Raw genomic sequence first — 14,989 nt, forward strand, 5'->3', positions numbered from 1 at the left:
GATCAGAGCTTCCAGCCGGAATGCAGCGCTGCGATGCCGCCGGTATAGTTGGTATAGGTCACGCGCGAGAAGCCGGCCGTGCGGATCATCGCCGCGAAATTCTCCTGGTTCGGGAACTTGCGGATCGATTCCACGAGATACTGGTAAGGCTCGGCATCACCGGTGATCGCCTTGCCGAACTTCGGAATGGCATTGAACGACCAGGCATCATAGACCTTGTCGAGAAGTGGCAATTCCACTTCCGAAAATTCGAGCACCAACAGACGGCCGCCGCGTTTCAAGACGCGATAGGCTTCCGAGAGCGCCACCTCGATCCGCGGCACGTTGCGGATGCCGAAGGCGATCGTATAGGCATCGAAGCTGTTTGCCTCGAAAGGAAGGTCCTCGGCATTCGCCTCAACGAAAGTCAGATTGTCCGAAAGCTTCTTCTTTTCCGCCCGCTCGGCGCCGACGCCAAGCATCGAGCCGTTGATGTCGAGCACGGTCGCATGTGCCTGCCGGTTCGAGGCTTCGATGATGCGGAAGGCGATGTCGCCGGTGCCACCGGCCACGTCGAGCACCTTGTAGCCCGGCTCCTTGCGAGGGTTCAGCGCCGCGATCATCGCATCCTTCCAGGCGCGATGCATGCCCATGGACATGACGTCGTTCATGATGTCGTAGCGCTTGGCGACCTTGTGGAAGACCTCGTTGACGAGGCCCTGCTTCTCACCGGTCGGCACCTCGCGGAAGCCGTAGGATGTTTCCATGCCGCCATCGGCGGAGGTCCGGCTGTCTGACATCAAGTTACTCCGTTCACATCAAGAATTCGCGCGGCGACCATAGCGAAAGCGTGGCTGCGGCGCTATCTGTGGGCCACGGTCCGCCCGCGGCACGTTGGCGCTATAGCGCACATCGCGGGCGGTTGAAACACGTTAGATATAGATGGGTTAAGATGCCGGAATTGCCAGAAGTCGAAACGGTGAAGCGCGGCCTGACGCCGGCAATGGAGGGCGCGCGGATCGAAAGGTTGGAGTTGCGCCGCGGCGACCTGCGGTTTCCCTTTCCGCAGGATTTCGAGAGCCAGGTGTCCGGCCGCAAAATCATCGGCCTCGGACGGCGCGCCAAGTACCTGCTCATTGATCTCGACAGCGGCAAGACGATCATTTCCCATCTCGGCATGTCCGGCTCCTTCCGGATCGAGCAGGGACCGCTGACTGCCACGCCAGGCGATTTTCACCACGAGCGCTCCAAGGACGAGAAGCACGATCACGCCATCTTCCATCTGGATGGCGAAGGCGGCCCGCGCCGCGTTATCTACAATGACCCGCGCCGCTTCGGCTTCATGGATATTACCGACCGGTCCGAGCTCGATGCGAACCCTTTCCTGTTCGGCCTGGGGCCGGAGCCGACCGGCAACGAACTGTCAGCCGCCTATCTGGCCGAGCGTTTTGCCGGCAAGGCCCAGCCACTAAAGAGCGCGCTCCTGGACCAGAAGACCATCGCCGGACTCGGCAATATATATGTCTGCGAGGCATTGTGGCGGGCGCATCTGTCGCCCATGCGCGCTGCCGGCACGCTGGTGACGAAGACGGGCAAGCCGAAGGAGGCGCTGAACCTGCTTGTGACCTCCATCCGCGATGTCATCGCCGATGCGATCGCCGCCGGCGGATCGTCGCTGCGCGACCATATCCAGACGGATGGCTCGCTCGGCTACTTCCAGCATTCCTTTTCTGTCTATGATCGCGAAGGTCTTGCTTGCCGCACGCCGGGCTGTGGCGGTACGGTCTCGCGCATCGTGCAGGCTGGCCGTTCCACCTTCTATTGCGCCACCTGCCAGAAATAGGAGAGCGCCATGGCCTATGAAACTCTTGTTATCGAAACCCACGGAAATGTCGGCCTGATCACACTGAACCGGCCGCAGGCACTGAACGCCTTGAATTCGACCGTGCTCAAGGAATTGAAATTGGCCTATGCTGCCTTTCATGCGGATGATGCAATCGGCGCGATTGTGCTGACCGGCTCGGAGCGCGCCTTTGCCGCGGGCGCCGATATCAAGGAAATGCAGCCGCTCGATTTCGCCGAAGTCTATAAGAGCGATTTCATCAGCGGCTGGGACGAGATCGCCAAGGCCCGCAAGCCGATCATCGCCGCCGTCAGCGGCTTTGCGCTCGGCGGTGGGTGCGAGCTTGCCATGCTCTGCGACTTCATCATTGCTTCCGAGACTGCAAAGTTCGGCCAGCCGGAGATCACACTCGGCGTCATTCCTGGCATCGGCGGCTCGCAGCGACTGACGCGGGCAGTCGGCAAGGCCAAGGCGATGGACTTGATCCTGACCGGCCGGATGATGGATGCGGCGGAAGCCGAGCGCGCGGGACTCGTTTCACGTGTGGTGGTGCCTGAGCGGCTGCTGGACGAAGCGATGGAGGCCGCTACCAAGATCGCATCGCTGTCGCGCCCTTCCGTGCTGATGGCCAAGGAGGCGGTCAGCCGTGCCTTCGAGACGACGTTGGAAGAGGGCCTGCGTTTCGAGCGCCGTCTGTTCCAGAGCCTCTTTGCGACCGAGGACCAGAAAGAAGGCATGGCCGCCTTCATCGAGAAGCGCAAACCGGCCTTCAAGAACAGGTGAGCGGGCGGCGGCGGGAAAGGGGCTTTTCCTTGAAAATGCGCGTTGACGTGGCGCGGCTTTAGCGTTATATGCCCGCCCACGGTTCGGAAAGCCGCTCAGGTTTTCCGCTAATGCTCCCGCATTGCTGAATTGAGTGGCCGCAGGGCCAGCGCGGCAATGGCGGAGTTTTGTTCGAATTCTTGAGAGAGGCATCCATGGCCAATACAACTTCGGCGAAAAAGGCGACCCGCAAGATCGCACGCCGCACCGCAGTCAACAAGGCTCGCCGTTCGCGCGTTCGTACCTACGTTCGCCAGGTCGAAGAGGCACTCGCCGCTGGTGATGCCGCCAAGGCAAAGGAAGCCTTCATCGCCGCTGAACCCGAGTTGGCGCGCGCCGCAAGCAAGGGCGTCCTGCATGCCAATACGGCATCCCGCAAGGTCTCGCGCCTCGCTGCTCGTGTGAAGGCTCTTTCGGCTTCTGCGAACGCCTAAATATCTCATTAACGAATTGCTCGTTATGATTAGCCCGGTAATTTTACCGGGCTTTTTCGATTCCGCCGCCCGCGGTGGGTATGGTTAATCCTGCGACGATTTCGTGTCAGGGGCATGACAGGAAAAATTGTTTTAAAACAATGGCTTACGCAAGGATCTTTTTAAGGCTTGCGACTCTGGTCACGCAACCCGTAGCCTCAAATGAGTCAAGAAGATTTTTTCTTTTTTCTTTTTATGCGTGTCCAAAATAACCCGGTCGGGGAATCTCCTTGATTCAAAAGCGATTCTTTTTTGACGTTGGTGTGACGCCCTAAAGGCCCCGCCGGAGTCAATGGCCGCGTCTTAATTTTGCGTAAAATTCATCGTTGATCTTGCCTTTTGATCCTGCCTAAATGGCGTCCAGCAAAGGGCGCGGACATCACCTGCGGAAGTCAGTCCAAACTGCCAAGTCGGCAGGATGATGGTGCTGTGTCACTTGCAACGGAGCGGACAGCTTCCGTTTTCTCACGCACTCGACGGCATTGTACCGTGACGTGGCTGTCACGGGACGGGGACGTTTTGTGCGCTCCGCGGCCACACGTTCTGCGTGAGGCCAGGAGAAGGGCAGGGGAAAGTGTAATATTGCGTTCGGGCTTGCGGGCGAAAAACGAGGATCGGCCGCCAGCCTGACATAGAGGCCTTGAGACGGTTGTCGCATGACCGCGACCACCGCAGGGTTTCCTTGTCAGTCCCAAAAGGGACAGTGTTTGAGTGAACCGGCATGCGAGAGCGGCTCATGAAGATGCCGCCGGCTTTGTCAAAGCGGGGAATGATCGGGCGGCTGTCAACGAATGACCGCCCGAGGAAATGAAAGGCGGCATTATGCAGATGAATTCGATGACGACGGGTGCACTGGATAACGGGGAAGCTGCACCGCAGTCTTTCGGTTCCATTCACCTGAGCGCAACGGAAGAAAAGGGCGAGATGAAGCATGGTGTTCTCTTCGAACGCGTCAGTGCGCGTCTGAAGGCACAAGTCGGTCCTGACGTCTATGCAAGTTGGTTTGCACGGCTCAAGCTTCATTCGGTTTCAAAGAGTGTCGTCCGTCTTACCGTTCCCACGACCTTTCTGAAGTCGTGGATCAACAACCGGTATCTCGATCTCATTGTCGGCCTGTTCCAGGCTGAAGATCCCGAAATCCTGAAAGTCGAGATCCTTGTGCGCACGGCAACGCGCGCCGGCACGAAGGCGCTGGACGATGCAGTCTCCGTCGAGCCGGTCACCCAGCCCACTCAGCTTCGCCGCCCGGCATCTGCCCAGCCGGCGGGGCAGATCGTCCAGCAGGCTGTTTCGGCTGCTGCTGCGGCGCGGCCGGCAAGTGTCGGTTCGCCGCTCTTTGGCTCGCCGCTGGATTCCCGCTTCACCTTCGACACTTTCGTTGAGGGCAGTTCCAACCGTGTGGCGCTCGCCGCCGCAAAGACCATTGCGGAAGCAGGTCAGGGCGCCGTGCGCTTCAACCCGCTCTTCGTCCATGCGACCGTCGGCCTCGGCAAGACCCATCTGCTGCAGGCGATCGCCAATGCAGCGGTGCAGAACCCGCGTGGCCTGCGCGTTGTCTATCTCACAGCGGAATACTTCATGTGGCGTTTCGCGACAGCGATCCGCGACAATGATGCACTGACGCTGAAGGACTCGCTGCGTAACATCGACCTTCTGATCATCGACGACATGCAGTTCCTGCAGGGCAAGATGATCCAGCACGAGTTCTGCCACCTGCTAAACATGCTGCTCGACAGTGCCAAGCAGGTCGTCGTCGCCGGCGACCGAGCGCCGTGGGAGCTGGAATCGCTTGATCCACGCGTCCGTTCGCGTCTGCAGGGTGGTGTTGCGATCGAACTCGATGGTCCCGACTACGAGATGCGTCTCGAAATCCTGAATCGTCGCCTTGCGGTTGCCCGTTTGGAAGATCCCTCACTGGAAATCTCGACCGATCTGCTGCAGCATGTTGCCCGCAACATCACGGCAAGCGGCCGCGAGCTGGAAGGCGCCTTCAACCAGTTGATCTTCCGCCGCTCCTTCGAGCCGAACCTGTCGATCGAGCGCGTGGATGAGCTTCTGGCCCATCTCGTCGGTTCCGGCGAGCCGCGCCGTGTGCGTATCGAGGATATCCAGCGTATCGTCGCGCGTCACTACAATGTCTCGCGACAGGAACTGGTCTCGAACCGCCGCACGCGTGTCATCGTCAAGCCGCGCCAGATCGCCATGTATCTGGCGAAGACATTGACGCCGCGCTCCTTCCCGGAGATCGGACGCCGCTTCGGTGGACGCGACCATACGACAGTTCTGCATGCCGTGCGCAAGATCGAGGAACTGATCTCGGGAGACACGAAGCTGTCGCATGAGATCGAGCTTTTGAAGCGCCTCATCAACGAATAAGCGGTGCACAGTCACCGCGTTTCAGCAGCCGGGAGCAATCCCGGCTGTTTTCTTTTATAAGCTTTTTATTCTATACAGCCCCCACGTGAGAAAAATGCGCCGGTGAAGAACGTCGGCGTTCGGGAGGACATCAATGAGTTTTGAACGGATTGCCGTGACCGGCCTCGGCAAGGTCGGACGGCTGGCGGCGACGCTTTTGCATGAGGGCGGCTTCGAGGTCATCGGTGTCGATGCACAACTGCCCGTGGGCGACCTGCCCTTCAAATGCCGGGCCGGCGATATCACTGATACCTCTGTCATCGGCGAGCTGCTGTCGAGCGTCGAGGCGGTCCTGTCCTGCCTGCCCTATCATCTGAATATAGAGCTGGCGCGGGCTGCCCATCTTGCCGGCATCCACTATTTCGATCTGACCGAGGACGTGCCGACCACCAATTTCATCATCGAGCTTTCCAAAACCGCTCGCGGTCTGATGGCGCCGCAATGCGGCCTGGCGCCTGGCTTCGTCGGCATCGTCGGCGCAAGCCTTGCCGATGGCTTCGACCGCTGCCGCTCGATCCGGATGCGCGTCGGCGCTCTGCCACAGCATCCGACTGGGCTTCTGGGCTATGCCTTCAACTGGTCGCCGGAAGGTGTGGTCAATGAATATCTGAACGATTGCGAGGTCATCGAGGGCGGGGTTCGTAAGCTCGTCTCGCCAATGGAATGGCACGAAACGATCTATGTCGGCGGCGTCAAGCTGGAGGCCTTTACGACCTCGGGCGGCCTCGGCACCATGTGCGACACCATGCTCGGCAAGGTCGATAATCTCGATTACAAAACGATGCGTTATCCTGGCCACATGGAACTGATGAATTTCTTCTTCCATGAGCTTCTGATGCGTGACAAACGCCAGCTCGCGGGCGAGATCCTCACCAATGCCAAGCCGCCGGTCGATGATGATGTCGTCTATGTGCATGTCGCGGCCGAAGGCACGATCAACGGCTCCTTGCGCCGAAAGGAATTTGTCCGCGCCTATTATCCGATCGAGATTGCCGGCGCCCGGCGTACGGCAATCGCCTGGACGACGTCGGCCTCGGTGGTTGCGGTCATTGAAATGGTCCGCGACGGGCTGCTGCCGGCCAATGGCTTCCTGCATCAGGAGCACATTCCGCTGGACATGTTCCTTAAGACGCCGACAGGCAGCTTGTTCAAGGCGGGTGCTACCAGCAGGGATTAGAGCAATTCCAGCAAAAGTGTGCAGCGGTTTTGCGTCCGGAATTGCGTTAGAACAAAAAAGATAGAGCCTTTCCGTATTTCGAAGAAAAACGGAAAGGCTCTAAGTTCTCGCCTCCGAAAGCAACCAGCGCCGGAAGGCCGCGACCGCCGGCCGTTCCAGCGCTGTGCCCGGATAGACGAGATGGTAGGCAAGCTTGCTTGTCAGCCCCAGCGGAAACGGAGCGACGAGTCGGCCTTCGGCAAGTTCCTTTTCGATGAAGGAGCGGCGCATCAGCGCCACGCCGAAACCCGATTTCATAGCCTCGAAGGCGCCGTTGCCATCACTGAAGATCGGGCCACGGGAGGCATCCACCTTGGTGGCGCCCGCTGCGGCCAGCCAGAGCTGCCAGTCGCGGCGGTAGACGTCATGGATGAGCTGATATCCTGCGAGCAGATCGGGCGAAGGATCGGCGCCAAGGGTCGCCGCAAGCGCCGGCGTGCAGATCGGCACCAGTTCGTCATCCACCAGCCGCTCGCTGATCAATCCCTCATAACCGCCAAGCCCGTGGCGGATGGCGAGATCGATCCCGTCGCGCTCGAAATCGAACATGCGATGAGAGGCGCTGATGCGCACATCGATATCAGGATGCATGTCCTCGAACCGCTGAAGCCGTGGCAGTAGCCAGTGCGTTGCAAAACCTGCCGTACAGGTGAGCGTCAGCGCATTGCCGCGCCGCCGTGCGGTCAGCGATGCCGTCGCCTCGCGTACGAGTTGGAAGGCGGTGCGCAGTGTCGCGAAATAGTCCCGGCCTTCCGCCGTCAGCAGAATCTGCCGGGTTCGCCGCTCGAACAGCGACACGCCAAGCGAGGCTTCGAGATCGCGGATCTGCAGGCTGACGGCGCCTGGCGTGACATGCAATTCGTGCGCCGCCTGCGTCATGCTTAGATGACGCGCCGTCGCCTCAAAGGCGCGCAGGGCTGACAGTGAGGGCAGAGGATCGATCATGCTTTAGCTCAACTCAATCATGTAGTCAGAAATGCTCGTTTGTCAGATGCAGGGAATACTAATAAAAACTGATACATCTGGCAAATCGAGACAGCTGAGTCGGAAAGAACACTTTAGTAAAAATCGACAAAGGAGATTGTCATGTCCATTCAAAAGTCCATGGGAGCTGCAGAATGGGCCATGCTGATCGTGCTGTCGCTTCTCTGGGGCGGCTCCTTCTTCTTCAACGGCATTCTCGTAAAGGCGCTGCCACCTTTCACCATCGTGACAGGGCGTGTGCTGCTTGCTGCTATCGCACTCAATCTGATCGTGCGCGCCATGGGCCACACCATGCCGCGCGACAGGCAGAGCTGGATCGCTTTCTTCGGCATGGGGCTTCTGAACAATATGATTCCCTTCTGCCTGATCGTCTGGGGCCAGACACATATTGCGAGCGGTCTCGCCTCGATCCTCAACGCCACGACGCCGCTCTTTGCCGTGGTCGTTGCCCATGTGCTGACGGCGGATGAAAAGCTGACGGCAAACCGTCTCTTCGGCGTGATCGTCGGGTTCGCCGGCGTGGCCTACATGATCGGTTTTGACGCCTTGAAGGATCTCGGCTCCAACGTGCTTGCCCAGCTCGCGGTCCTCGGGGCGGCCTTCTCCTATTCGCTGGCGGGTATCTGGGGACGGCGATTCCGCCGGATGGGCCTTGCGCCACTCATTCCGGCGGCCGGGCAGGTCACTGCTTCCACCGTGCTGATGCTGCCGATCGCGCTGATTGTTGACCAGCCCTGGACGCTCGTCATACCCTCCGCCGAAACTTGGCTGGCGCTATCAGGCCTTGCGATCCTCTCGACTGCCGTGGCCTATGTGCTCTTCTTCCGCATCCTGGCGACGGCGGGCGCTACGAATCTGATGCTTGTCACCTTTCTGATCCCCGTCAGCGCGATCCTGCTTGGCGCTGCAGCACTCGGCGAGCAGCTGCAGTTCAAGCATCTGATCGGCATGGCCTTGATCGCGGTCGGCCTTGCGGCGATCGATGGAAGGCTCGTCAATTTCAGAAAGAGGCGCGCTGCTTGACGCGGCCTAGAGCAATTCCAGCAAAAGCGTGCTGCGGTTTTGTGCCCGGAACTGCGTAAAAACAGAGATAGAGCATTCCCGTGTTTCGAAGAATAACGGGAATGCTCTAGCAGGCGAGGTCCGCGACAACGGAATCGAGGATCAGCATGCCTGACGGCGTGCAGCGCAGCCGCGAATTGCCGATCCGCTCGATGAAGCGGTGTTCCAGTAAAAACTCTTCGCGTTTCGGATCGAGATCGCGACCGGAAAGCTGCTGCCAGCGGGCAAGATCGACGCCTTCCTTCAGGCGCAGTCCCATCAGCAGCAATTCATCGGCCTGCTCATCGAAGCCGAGGCGCTCTTGCTCGATGATACCGTGCCCGTCGCGTTCGACGAGGTCCAGCCAGGCTTCCGGCTTGCGCTCCGTAGCGGTCGCGATCTTTTCTGGTCCGCGCGTCAGGCGCCCATGTGCGCCGGGGCCAATGCCGGCATAATCGCCATAGCGCCAGTAGGTGAGGTTGTGGCGGCTCTCGGCGCCGGGCCGGGCATGGTTGGATACCTCATAGGCCGGCAATCCTTCACGCTCGGTGATTTCCTGGGTGGCCTCATAGAGTTCGGCGGACTGGTCCCCATCGGGCACAATCAGCTTTCCGGCCTTGTGGAGGCCGTAGAAGGGCGTGCCTTCCTCGATGGTAAGCTGGTAGAGCGAAAGGTGATCGACTGCATAGGAAATCGCTTCTTTCAGCTCGCGCTCCCATTCCTCCACCGTCTGGTTCGGCCTGGCATAGATCAGATCGAAGGACATGCGCGGGAAGATGTCGCGCGCCAGCCTGATCGCCCTCAGCGCGTCGGCAACGTCATGCAGTCGTCCGAGGAATTTGAGATCGCGATCGTTCAGCGCTTGCACACCGAGCGAGACGCGGTTGACTCCGGCGGCGCGATAGCCGCGGAAGCGTTCGGCCTCAACGCTCGAGGGGTTGGCCTCCATCGTGATCTCGATACCGTCGGGCACATGCCAATGCCGCGAAATGCCGTTCATGATCGCGTCGACCGTTTCCGGCTTCATCAACGAGGGCGTGCCGCCGCCGAGGAAGATGCTGGTCACCGTCTTCGATCCGCTCATCTGTCGGGCCGTGGCGATCTCCTTCAGGAAAGCGGCGACATAACGCTCCTGATCGACCGGCTGATGGCGGACATGGCTGTTGAAATCGCAATAGGGACACTTCGCAGCACAAAAAGGCCAATGCACATAAATCCCGAAACCGGGTTCGCCGGTATCGGGCAGAAGCTTTGTGTCGGACATCAGCGCAGGCGACTCGATCATGTTCTAAGCTTGGCCTTATGCTTCCAGGCAGGTTTCGACAAAGAGCTTGAAGGCGCGGGCGCGATGCGACAGAGCCTGTGGCTTGCCGATATTCCAGCCGTGCTTTTCCTCCGCGCTCATCTCGCCGAAGGTCACGTTATAGCCTTCAGGCTGGAAAACCGGATCATAGCCGAAACCCTGCATTCCGCGCGGCGGCCAGGCGACTGTGCCTTCCACTTCGCCGCGGAAAAGCTCGGTGTGGCCATCTGGCCAGGCAAGGCAGAGCACGCTGACGAAACGCGCGGTGCGCTGCTCGGGTTTCGTAGCGCCGGCCTTTTCCAGTGCCTTCTCGACCTTTTCCATGGCCATGTTGAAATCGCGGGTACCGTTGCCAGTCTCCGCCCAGTCAGCCGTGTAGACACCGGGATCACCACCGAGCGCATCGACGACGAGGCCGGAATCGTCAGAAAGCGCGGGCATGCCAGAGGCTTCGGCCGAGGCGAGCGCCTTGATCGTGGCATTTTCCTCGAACGTCGTCCCGGTTTCCTTGGGCTCGATGAAATTGAGCTCGGCAGCCGATTTGGCGGTAAAGCCGAGCGGTCCGATCAGATCCTGGATTTCGCGGATCTTGCCCTGATTATGGCTGGCGACGACAATAGTCTTGGTTTCGAGCTTACGCATAAAATATCCTTATTCCATGCCCCAGATTTTCGCCTCCGCGCATTCCAGGCTGTTGCCTTGGGGATCGCGGAAATAAATCGATCGGCCGCCCTGCGGCCAGTGAACCTCGGATTCGATGCCGATGCCGGCAGCTTTCAGCTTCTCCGCCATCGCATCGAGATTATCTCCTGAAACCCTGAAGCAGGCATGGCCTTTTCCAATGGTGCCATGTGGCGGAACCTGCAGGCTGTCAGGCGCTGGCGGCTTCACCGTTTCCTCCGGGTTGAAGATCAGGAGCACGCCTGGTCCGCAGCGGAAGAATACATGGCGGTTGCCCGAACGTGCGATCTTCTCAAGGCCAAGCACAGTCCCGTAAAAGCCTTCGGCCGCATCGAGATCGGTTGCGTAGAGCGCAGTTTCAAGAATGCCTTCGATGGGTTGCGCCATTGCCCGCCCCTTGTCCGGCCTTGCCCCCGGAAGCAGGGACGAGGAAATTCACTCGCGAGGCTTGAATGGAAGCCTCAGGCGATCGCCTGCTTCTGCAGGTCCACCAGGTCGGCAATCCCTGCCTTGGCAAGGCCCATCAGCGACGAGAATTCTTCCTCGCTGAAAGGCGTGCCTTCTGCAGTGCCCTGAATCTCCACGATGCCGCCGGCGCCCGTCATGACGAAATTGGCATCGGTCTCGGCCGAGGAATCCTCGAGATAGTCGAGGTCAATCACAGGCTGGTTGGCGAAGATGCCGCAGGAGATCGCCGCGACATGATCCTTCAGTACGCGGTCGGCCTTGATCATGTTGCGGGTTTCCATCCAGCGCAGGCAGTCGTAAAGCGCAATCCAGCCACCGGTAATCGAGGCCGTGCGCGTGCCGCCATCTGCCTGGATGACATCGCAGTCGAGCGTGATCTGGCGTTCGCCAAGCGCGGTCAGATCAACCACGGCTCGCAGCGAGCGGCCGATGAGGCGCTGGATTTCCTGCGTGCGGCCGCCCTGCTTGCCGGCAGCAGCTTCGCGCTTCATGCGTTCGCCGGTGGCGCGCGGCAGCATGCCATATTCGGCAGTGACCCAGCCCTTGCCGGTATTGCGCAGCCACGGCGGGGTCTTGTCTTCGAGGCTTGCCGTGCAGAGCACGTGTGTGTCGCCGAACTTCACCAGGCAGGAACCTTCCGCATGCTTGGAAAAATTGCGCTCGAAGGAGACCTTGCGCATCTGGTCTGTTTTTCTGCCTGAAGGTCGCATTCTCTTCTCCTGAAACATGATGCCGAAAAGCGTAAGCGCTTCTCGGGCAATGTCATGCATGCATTGTATCGTCGCCCGCTTCTACGATTGGCTGCGTGCATTTGCAAATTCCCTTTTGCCACGGGGGTCAGATTGGCTATATTTCCCTGACATCATTCAGTGCGGGTGCGAAAAGTTCATGAGCTACAGGTCGACATCAATTTCGGATGCCGTGGCTGCGCTGGATGAACGATCGAAGGAAATTTTCCGGCGCATCGTCGAAGGCTATCTGGAGCATGGCGAGCCCTTGGGCTCCCGCAATCTCTCGCGTCTTCTGCCCATGTCTCTGTCGCCTGCCTCCGTTCGCAATGTCATGAGCGATCTGGAAGAGCTCGGGCTCATCTATTCTCCGCATGTCAGCGCCGGCCGCCTGCCGACCCAGATCGGGCTGCGCTTCTTCGTCGATGCCTTCATGCAGGTCGGCGATCTCTCCGTCGAGGAGCGTGCCAGCATCGACCGCCAGGTCCGGGCCGGAAGCCGCGACAATCCCGTGGAATCGATGATGAACGAGGCAAGCCGCATGCTCTCGGGCATTTCGCGCGGTGCTGGCCTCGTTATCACGTCCAAGAGCGACCCGGTTCTGAAACATGTCGAGTTCATCCGCCTGGAGCCTACCAAGGCGCTGGCCGTGCTCGTCGGCGATCATGATCAGATAGAAAACCGCATCATCGAGCTGCCTGCGGGCGTTACTTCTTCGCAGCTCACCGAAGCCGCCAATTTTCTTAACGCGCACATGACCGGCCAGACGCTGCCGGAATTGCGCCTGCAATTGAGCCGGCTGAAAGATGAAGTTCGCCACGAGCTCGATGCGCTGTCGCGGGATCTCGTGGAGCGCGGCATCGCCGTATGGGCCGGCAGCTCGGACGAGACCAAGCCGGCACAGCTCATCATCCGTGGCCGAGCAAACCTGCTGGAAGGCGTGGGCGGGGCGGAAGACCTCGACCGGCTGCGCCTGCTTTTCGATGACCTCGAGAAGAAGGACAGCTTAATCGAGCTCCTGAACCTTGCCGAAAGCGGGCCGGGCGTACGCATTTTCATCGGTTCGGAAAACAAGCTCTTCTCACTTTCCGGCTCCTCGCTCATTGTGGCGCCCTATCGCGATGACGACGACCGCATCGTTGGTGCGGTGGGCGTGATCGGTCCCACGCGGCTCAATTATTCCCGCATCGTGCCGATGGTGGACTATACGGCCCAGCTCGTATCGCGCCTTTCGCGCGGATCTCTCTGATCCCTTGCGCGAAACCGGCGGAATTTCAGCTTCTTCGTCACGCAGACTTGATTTTTTCCGGCCAAACATCGATATCGGGCGCATCTGAGAATACACGAACCGGAGACCGTCATGACTGATGAAACGACGAAGAACGGACCTGACGCGGCTGCGGCGGAAGCCACAACCGATGCCGCCGCAAACGTCGAGAATGAAGCCGTGAAGGAAGCAGCTGCAGGCGAACCGGATGCGCTTGAGCTTCTGAAGGCCGAGAATACCGAATTGCGCGACCGCTATCTGCGGCTTGCCGCTGAAATGGATAATCTGCGACGCCGTACAGAGCGCGAGGTCAAGGACGCCAAGTCCTATTCCGTCGCAGGCTTCGCCCGCGACATGCTGGCCGTCTCGGACAATCTGCGCCGCGCGCTGGACGCCATTCCTGCCGAAGTGAAGGAAACGGCTGATCCCGGTCTGACCACGCTGATTGAAGGCGTGGATATGACCGAGCGTTCCATGCTCTCGGCTCTTGAACGCCACGGCGTTCGCAAGCTGGAGCCGGTCGGCCAGAAGTTCGACCCGAACTTCCATCAGGCGATGTTCGAAGTGCCGAATACCGAAGTGCCGAACAATACGGTCGTGCAGGTCGTACAGGCCGGTTTCTCCATCGGTGAGCGCGTGCTGCGCCCGGCCATGGTCGGCGTCGCCAAGGGTGGTCCGAAACTCGTGGAAGCCGAGGCCAACTCGGTGCTGGACGAGAAGGACGCTTAAATCAACCGGACGAGATAATTGAAAAAGGCCGCGTCAGCGGCCTTTTTCATATCAATCTCACCTGGCGATCATATGCGCGCAAAGCGCTCGATCAGCAGATCGAAAAAGCCGTCGGCATCCACATCGCGCATGACCTTCGCATTGCGCTTGCGGTCGGTCACGTGCCACCAGTCGACGACCGTCATGCCGACGGTCAGTTCCGACGTCACTTCGATCTCGACATTGCAGTCCCGGCCCTTGAAGAGCTCAGGCTTCAGCAGGTAGGCGACCGTCGTCGGGTCGTGAAGCGGGCCGCCATCCGAGCCATATTTTTCTATGTCGAAGCGCTCGAAGAATTCCAGCATCTCCACCATCGCCTTGGCGGGCGCCGTGCCGATTTCGGCCATACGCTTGACGCGGTCCTTGCGGGTCAGAAGCTGATGCGTCACATCGAGCGGCATCATGACGACGGGCACGCCCGAGCGGAACACGATATCGGCGGCTTCCGGATCGACATAGATGTTGAATTCAGCAGCCGGCGTGATGTTGCCGCCTTCAAAGAAGCCGCCGCCCATCATGACAAGTTCGCGGATACGCGGCACGATGTCGGGCGCTTTCTGGAAGGCGAGGGCGATATTGGTCAGCGGCCCGAGCGTACAGAGCGTGACGGTGCCTTCCGGCTCGCGTCGCAGTGTTTCGATGATGAAGTCGACGGAATGCTGCGCCTGCAGCGGCATCGTCGGCTCAGGAAGGGTAGGGCCGTCGAGACCTGTCTTGCCATGCACATGCTCGGCGGTGACCAGCTTGCGGGCGATCGGCCGGTCGGCGCCGGCAAAGACCTTGATATCGGTCCGCTCGCAAAGCTCGCAGATGATGCGCGCATTGCGGCTTGTCAGAGACAGTGGCACGTTGCCGGCGACAGTGGTGATGCCCAGGACATCAAGCTCTCCCGGGCTGCCGAAGGCCAGCATGATCGCGGCAGCATCGTCCTGGCCGGGGTCGGTGTCGATAATGATTTTTCTCGGTTCTGCCATCCGGATAGTTCCATCCTCCGGTGCGCA

15 protein-coding genes are annotated in these 14,989 nt (G+C 59.9%); 8 read left to right on the forward strand and 7 right to left on the reverse strand.

Annotation, left to right across the window (positions count from 1 at the left end):
- Positions 1-2: 2 nt before the first annotated feature.
- Positions 3-779, reverse strand: a complete 777-nt coding sequence (gene ubiE / locus PMI11_RS06880) for a bifunctional demethylmenaquinone methyltransferase/2-methoxy-6-polyprenyl-1,4-benzoquinol methylase UbiE (RefSeq protein WP_007814860.1) — start codon at positions 777-779, stop codon at positions 3-5.
- A 152-nt stretch (positions 780-931) separates the two neighbouring features.
- Between ubiE and mutM the strand changes: the two genes are divergently transcribed.
- The 5 genes from mutM to PMI11_RS06905 all read left to right on the forward strand — a co-directional run bounded on the left by mutM (position 932) and on the right by PMI11_RS06905 (position 6,709).
- Positions 932-1,822 (forward strand): bifunctional DNA-formamidopyrimidine glycosylase/DNA-(apurinic or apyrimidinic site) lyase, encoded by an 891-nt coding sequence (mutM, locus tag PMI11_RS06885; RefSeq protein WP_007814862.1) that lies wholly within the window; start codon positions 932-934, stop codon positions 1,820-1,822.
- 9 nt (positions 1,823-1,831) lie between these two features.
- Positions 1,832-2,605, forward strand: a complete 774-nt coding sequence (locus PMI11_RS06890; RefSeq protein ID WP_007814864.1) for an enoyl-CoA hydratase — start codon at positions 1,832-1,834, stop codon at positions 2,603-2,605.
- A gap of 194 nt (positions 2,606-2,799) precedes the next feature.
- Positions 2,800-3,078, forward strand: a complete 279-nt coding sequence (gene rpsT, locus PMI11_RS06895) for a 30S ribosomal protein S20 (protein WP_007814867.1) — start codon at positions 2,800-2,802, stop codon at positions 3,076-3,078.
- Between the two features lie 861 nt (positions 3,079-3,939).
- A complete protein-coding gene (gene dnaA, locus PMI11_RS06900) occupies positions 3,940-5,493 on the forward strand; it encodes a chromosomal replication initiator protein DnaA (RefSeq protein ID WP_007814869.1) in 1,554 nt (517 codons plus the stop codon).
- A gap of 133 nt (positions 5,494-5,626) precedes the next feature.
- Complete coding sequence (locus PMI11_RS06905) at positions 5,627-6,709, forward strand: saccharopine dehydrogenase family protein (RefSeq protein WP_007814871.1); 1,083 nt, start codon at positions 5,627-5,629, stop codon at positions 6,707-6,709.
- Positions 6,710-6,808: 99 nt separating this feature from the next.
- Here PMI11_RS06905 and gcvA read toward each other — a convergent pair whose 3' ends face one another.
- Positions 6,809-7,693 carry a transcriptional regulator GcvA gene (gcvA, locus tag PMI11_RS06910; protein WP_007814873.1) on the reverse strand — a complete coding sequence of 295 codons (885 nt, stop codon included), beginning with the start codon at positions 7,691-7,693 and terminating at the stop codon, positions 6,809-6,811.
- A gap of 141 nt (positions 7,694-7,834) precedes the next feature.
- Between gcvA and PMI11_RS06915 the strand changes: the two genes are divergently transcribed.
- Positions 7,835-8,755, forward strand: a complete 921-nt coding sequence (locus tag PMI11_RS06915; RefSeq protein WP_007814876.1) for a DMT family transporter — start codon at positions 7,835-7,837, stop codon at positions 8,753-8,755.
- A gap of 106 nt (positions 8,756-8,861) precedes the next feature.
- Here PMI11_RS06915 and hemW read toward each other — a convergent pair whose 3' ends face one another.
- From hemW to rph, 4 genes are all read right to left on the reverse strand, one after another.
- A complete protein-coding gene (gene hemW / locus PMI11_RS06920) occupies positions 8,862-10,058 on the reverse strand; it encodes a radical SAM family heme chaperone HemW (RefSeq protein WP_007814878.1) in 1,197 nt (398 codons plus the stop codon).
- Between the two features lie 15 nt (positions 10,059-10,073).
- Entirely contained in the window at positions 10,074-10,718 is a 645-nt protein-coding gene (rdgB, locus tag PMI11_RS06925; RefSeq protein WP_007814880.1) for an RdgB/HAM1 family non-canonical purine NTP pyrophosphatase, read from the reverse strand.
- Between the two features lie 9 nt (positions 10,719-10,727).
- Positions 10,728-11,144: a VOC family protein gene (locus tag PMI11_RS06930; RefSeq protein ID WP_007814882.1), complete on the reverse strand. Its 417-nt coding sequence runs from the start codon at positions 11,142-11,144 to the stop codon at positions 10,728-10,730.
- A gap of 74 nt (positions 11,145-11,218) precedes the next feature.
- A complete protein-coding gene (gene rph / locus PMI11_RS06935) occupies positions 11,219-11,935 on the reverse strand; it encodes a ribonuclease PH (protein WP_007814884.1) in 717 nt (238 codons plus the stop codon).
- A gap of 178 nt (positions 11,936-12,113) precedes the next feature.
- Here rph and hrcA point away from each other — a divergent pair, with 178 nt between their 5' ends.
- Positions 12,114-13,202 (forward strand): heat-inducible transcriptional repressor HrcA, encoded by a 1,089-nt coding sequence (hrcA, locus tag PMI11_RS06940; protein WP_037070837.1) that lies wholly within the window; start codon positions 12,114-12,116, stop codon positions 13,200-13,202.
- A 111-nt stretch (positions 13,203-13,313) separates the two neighbouring features.
- A complete protein-coding gene (gene grpE, locus PMI11_RS06945) occupies positions 13,314-13,949 on the forward strand; it encodes a nucleotide exchange factor GrpE (RefSeq protein WP_007814888.1) in 636 nt (211 codons plus the stop codon).
- A gap of 68 nt (positions 13,950-14,017) precedes the next feature.
- Here grpE and PMI11_RS06950 read toward each other — a convergent pair whose 3' ends face one another.
- Entirely contained in the window at positions 14,018-14,962 is a 945-nt protein-coding gene (locus PMI11_RS06950; RefSeq protein WP_037070841.1) for a nucleoside hydrolase, read from the reverse strand.
- Positions 14,963-14,989: the final 27 nt, after the last annotated feature.

It is taken from the genome of Rhizobium sp. CF142 (assembly GCF_000281145.1).
Taxonomy (GTDB): Bacteria; Pseudomonadota; Alphaproteobacteria; order Rhizobiales; family Rhizobiaceae; genus Rhizobium.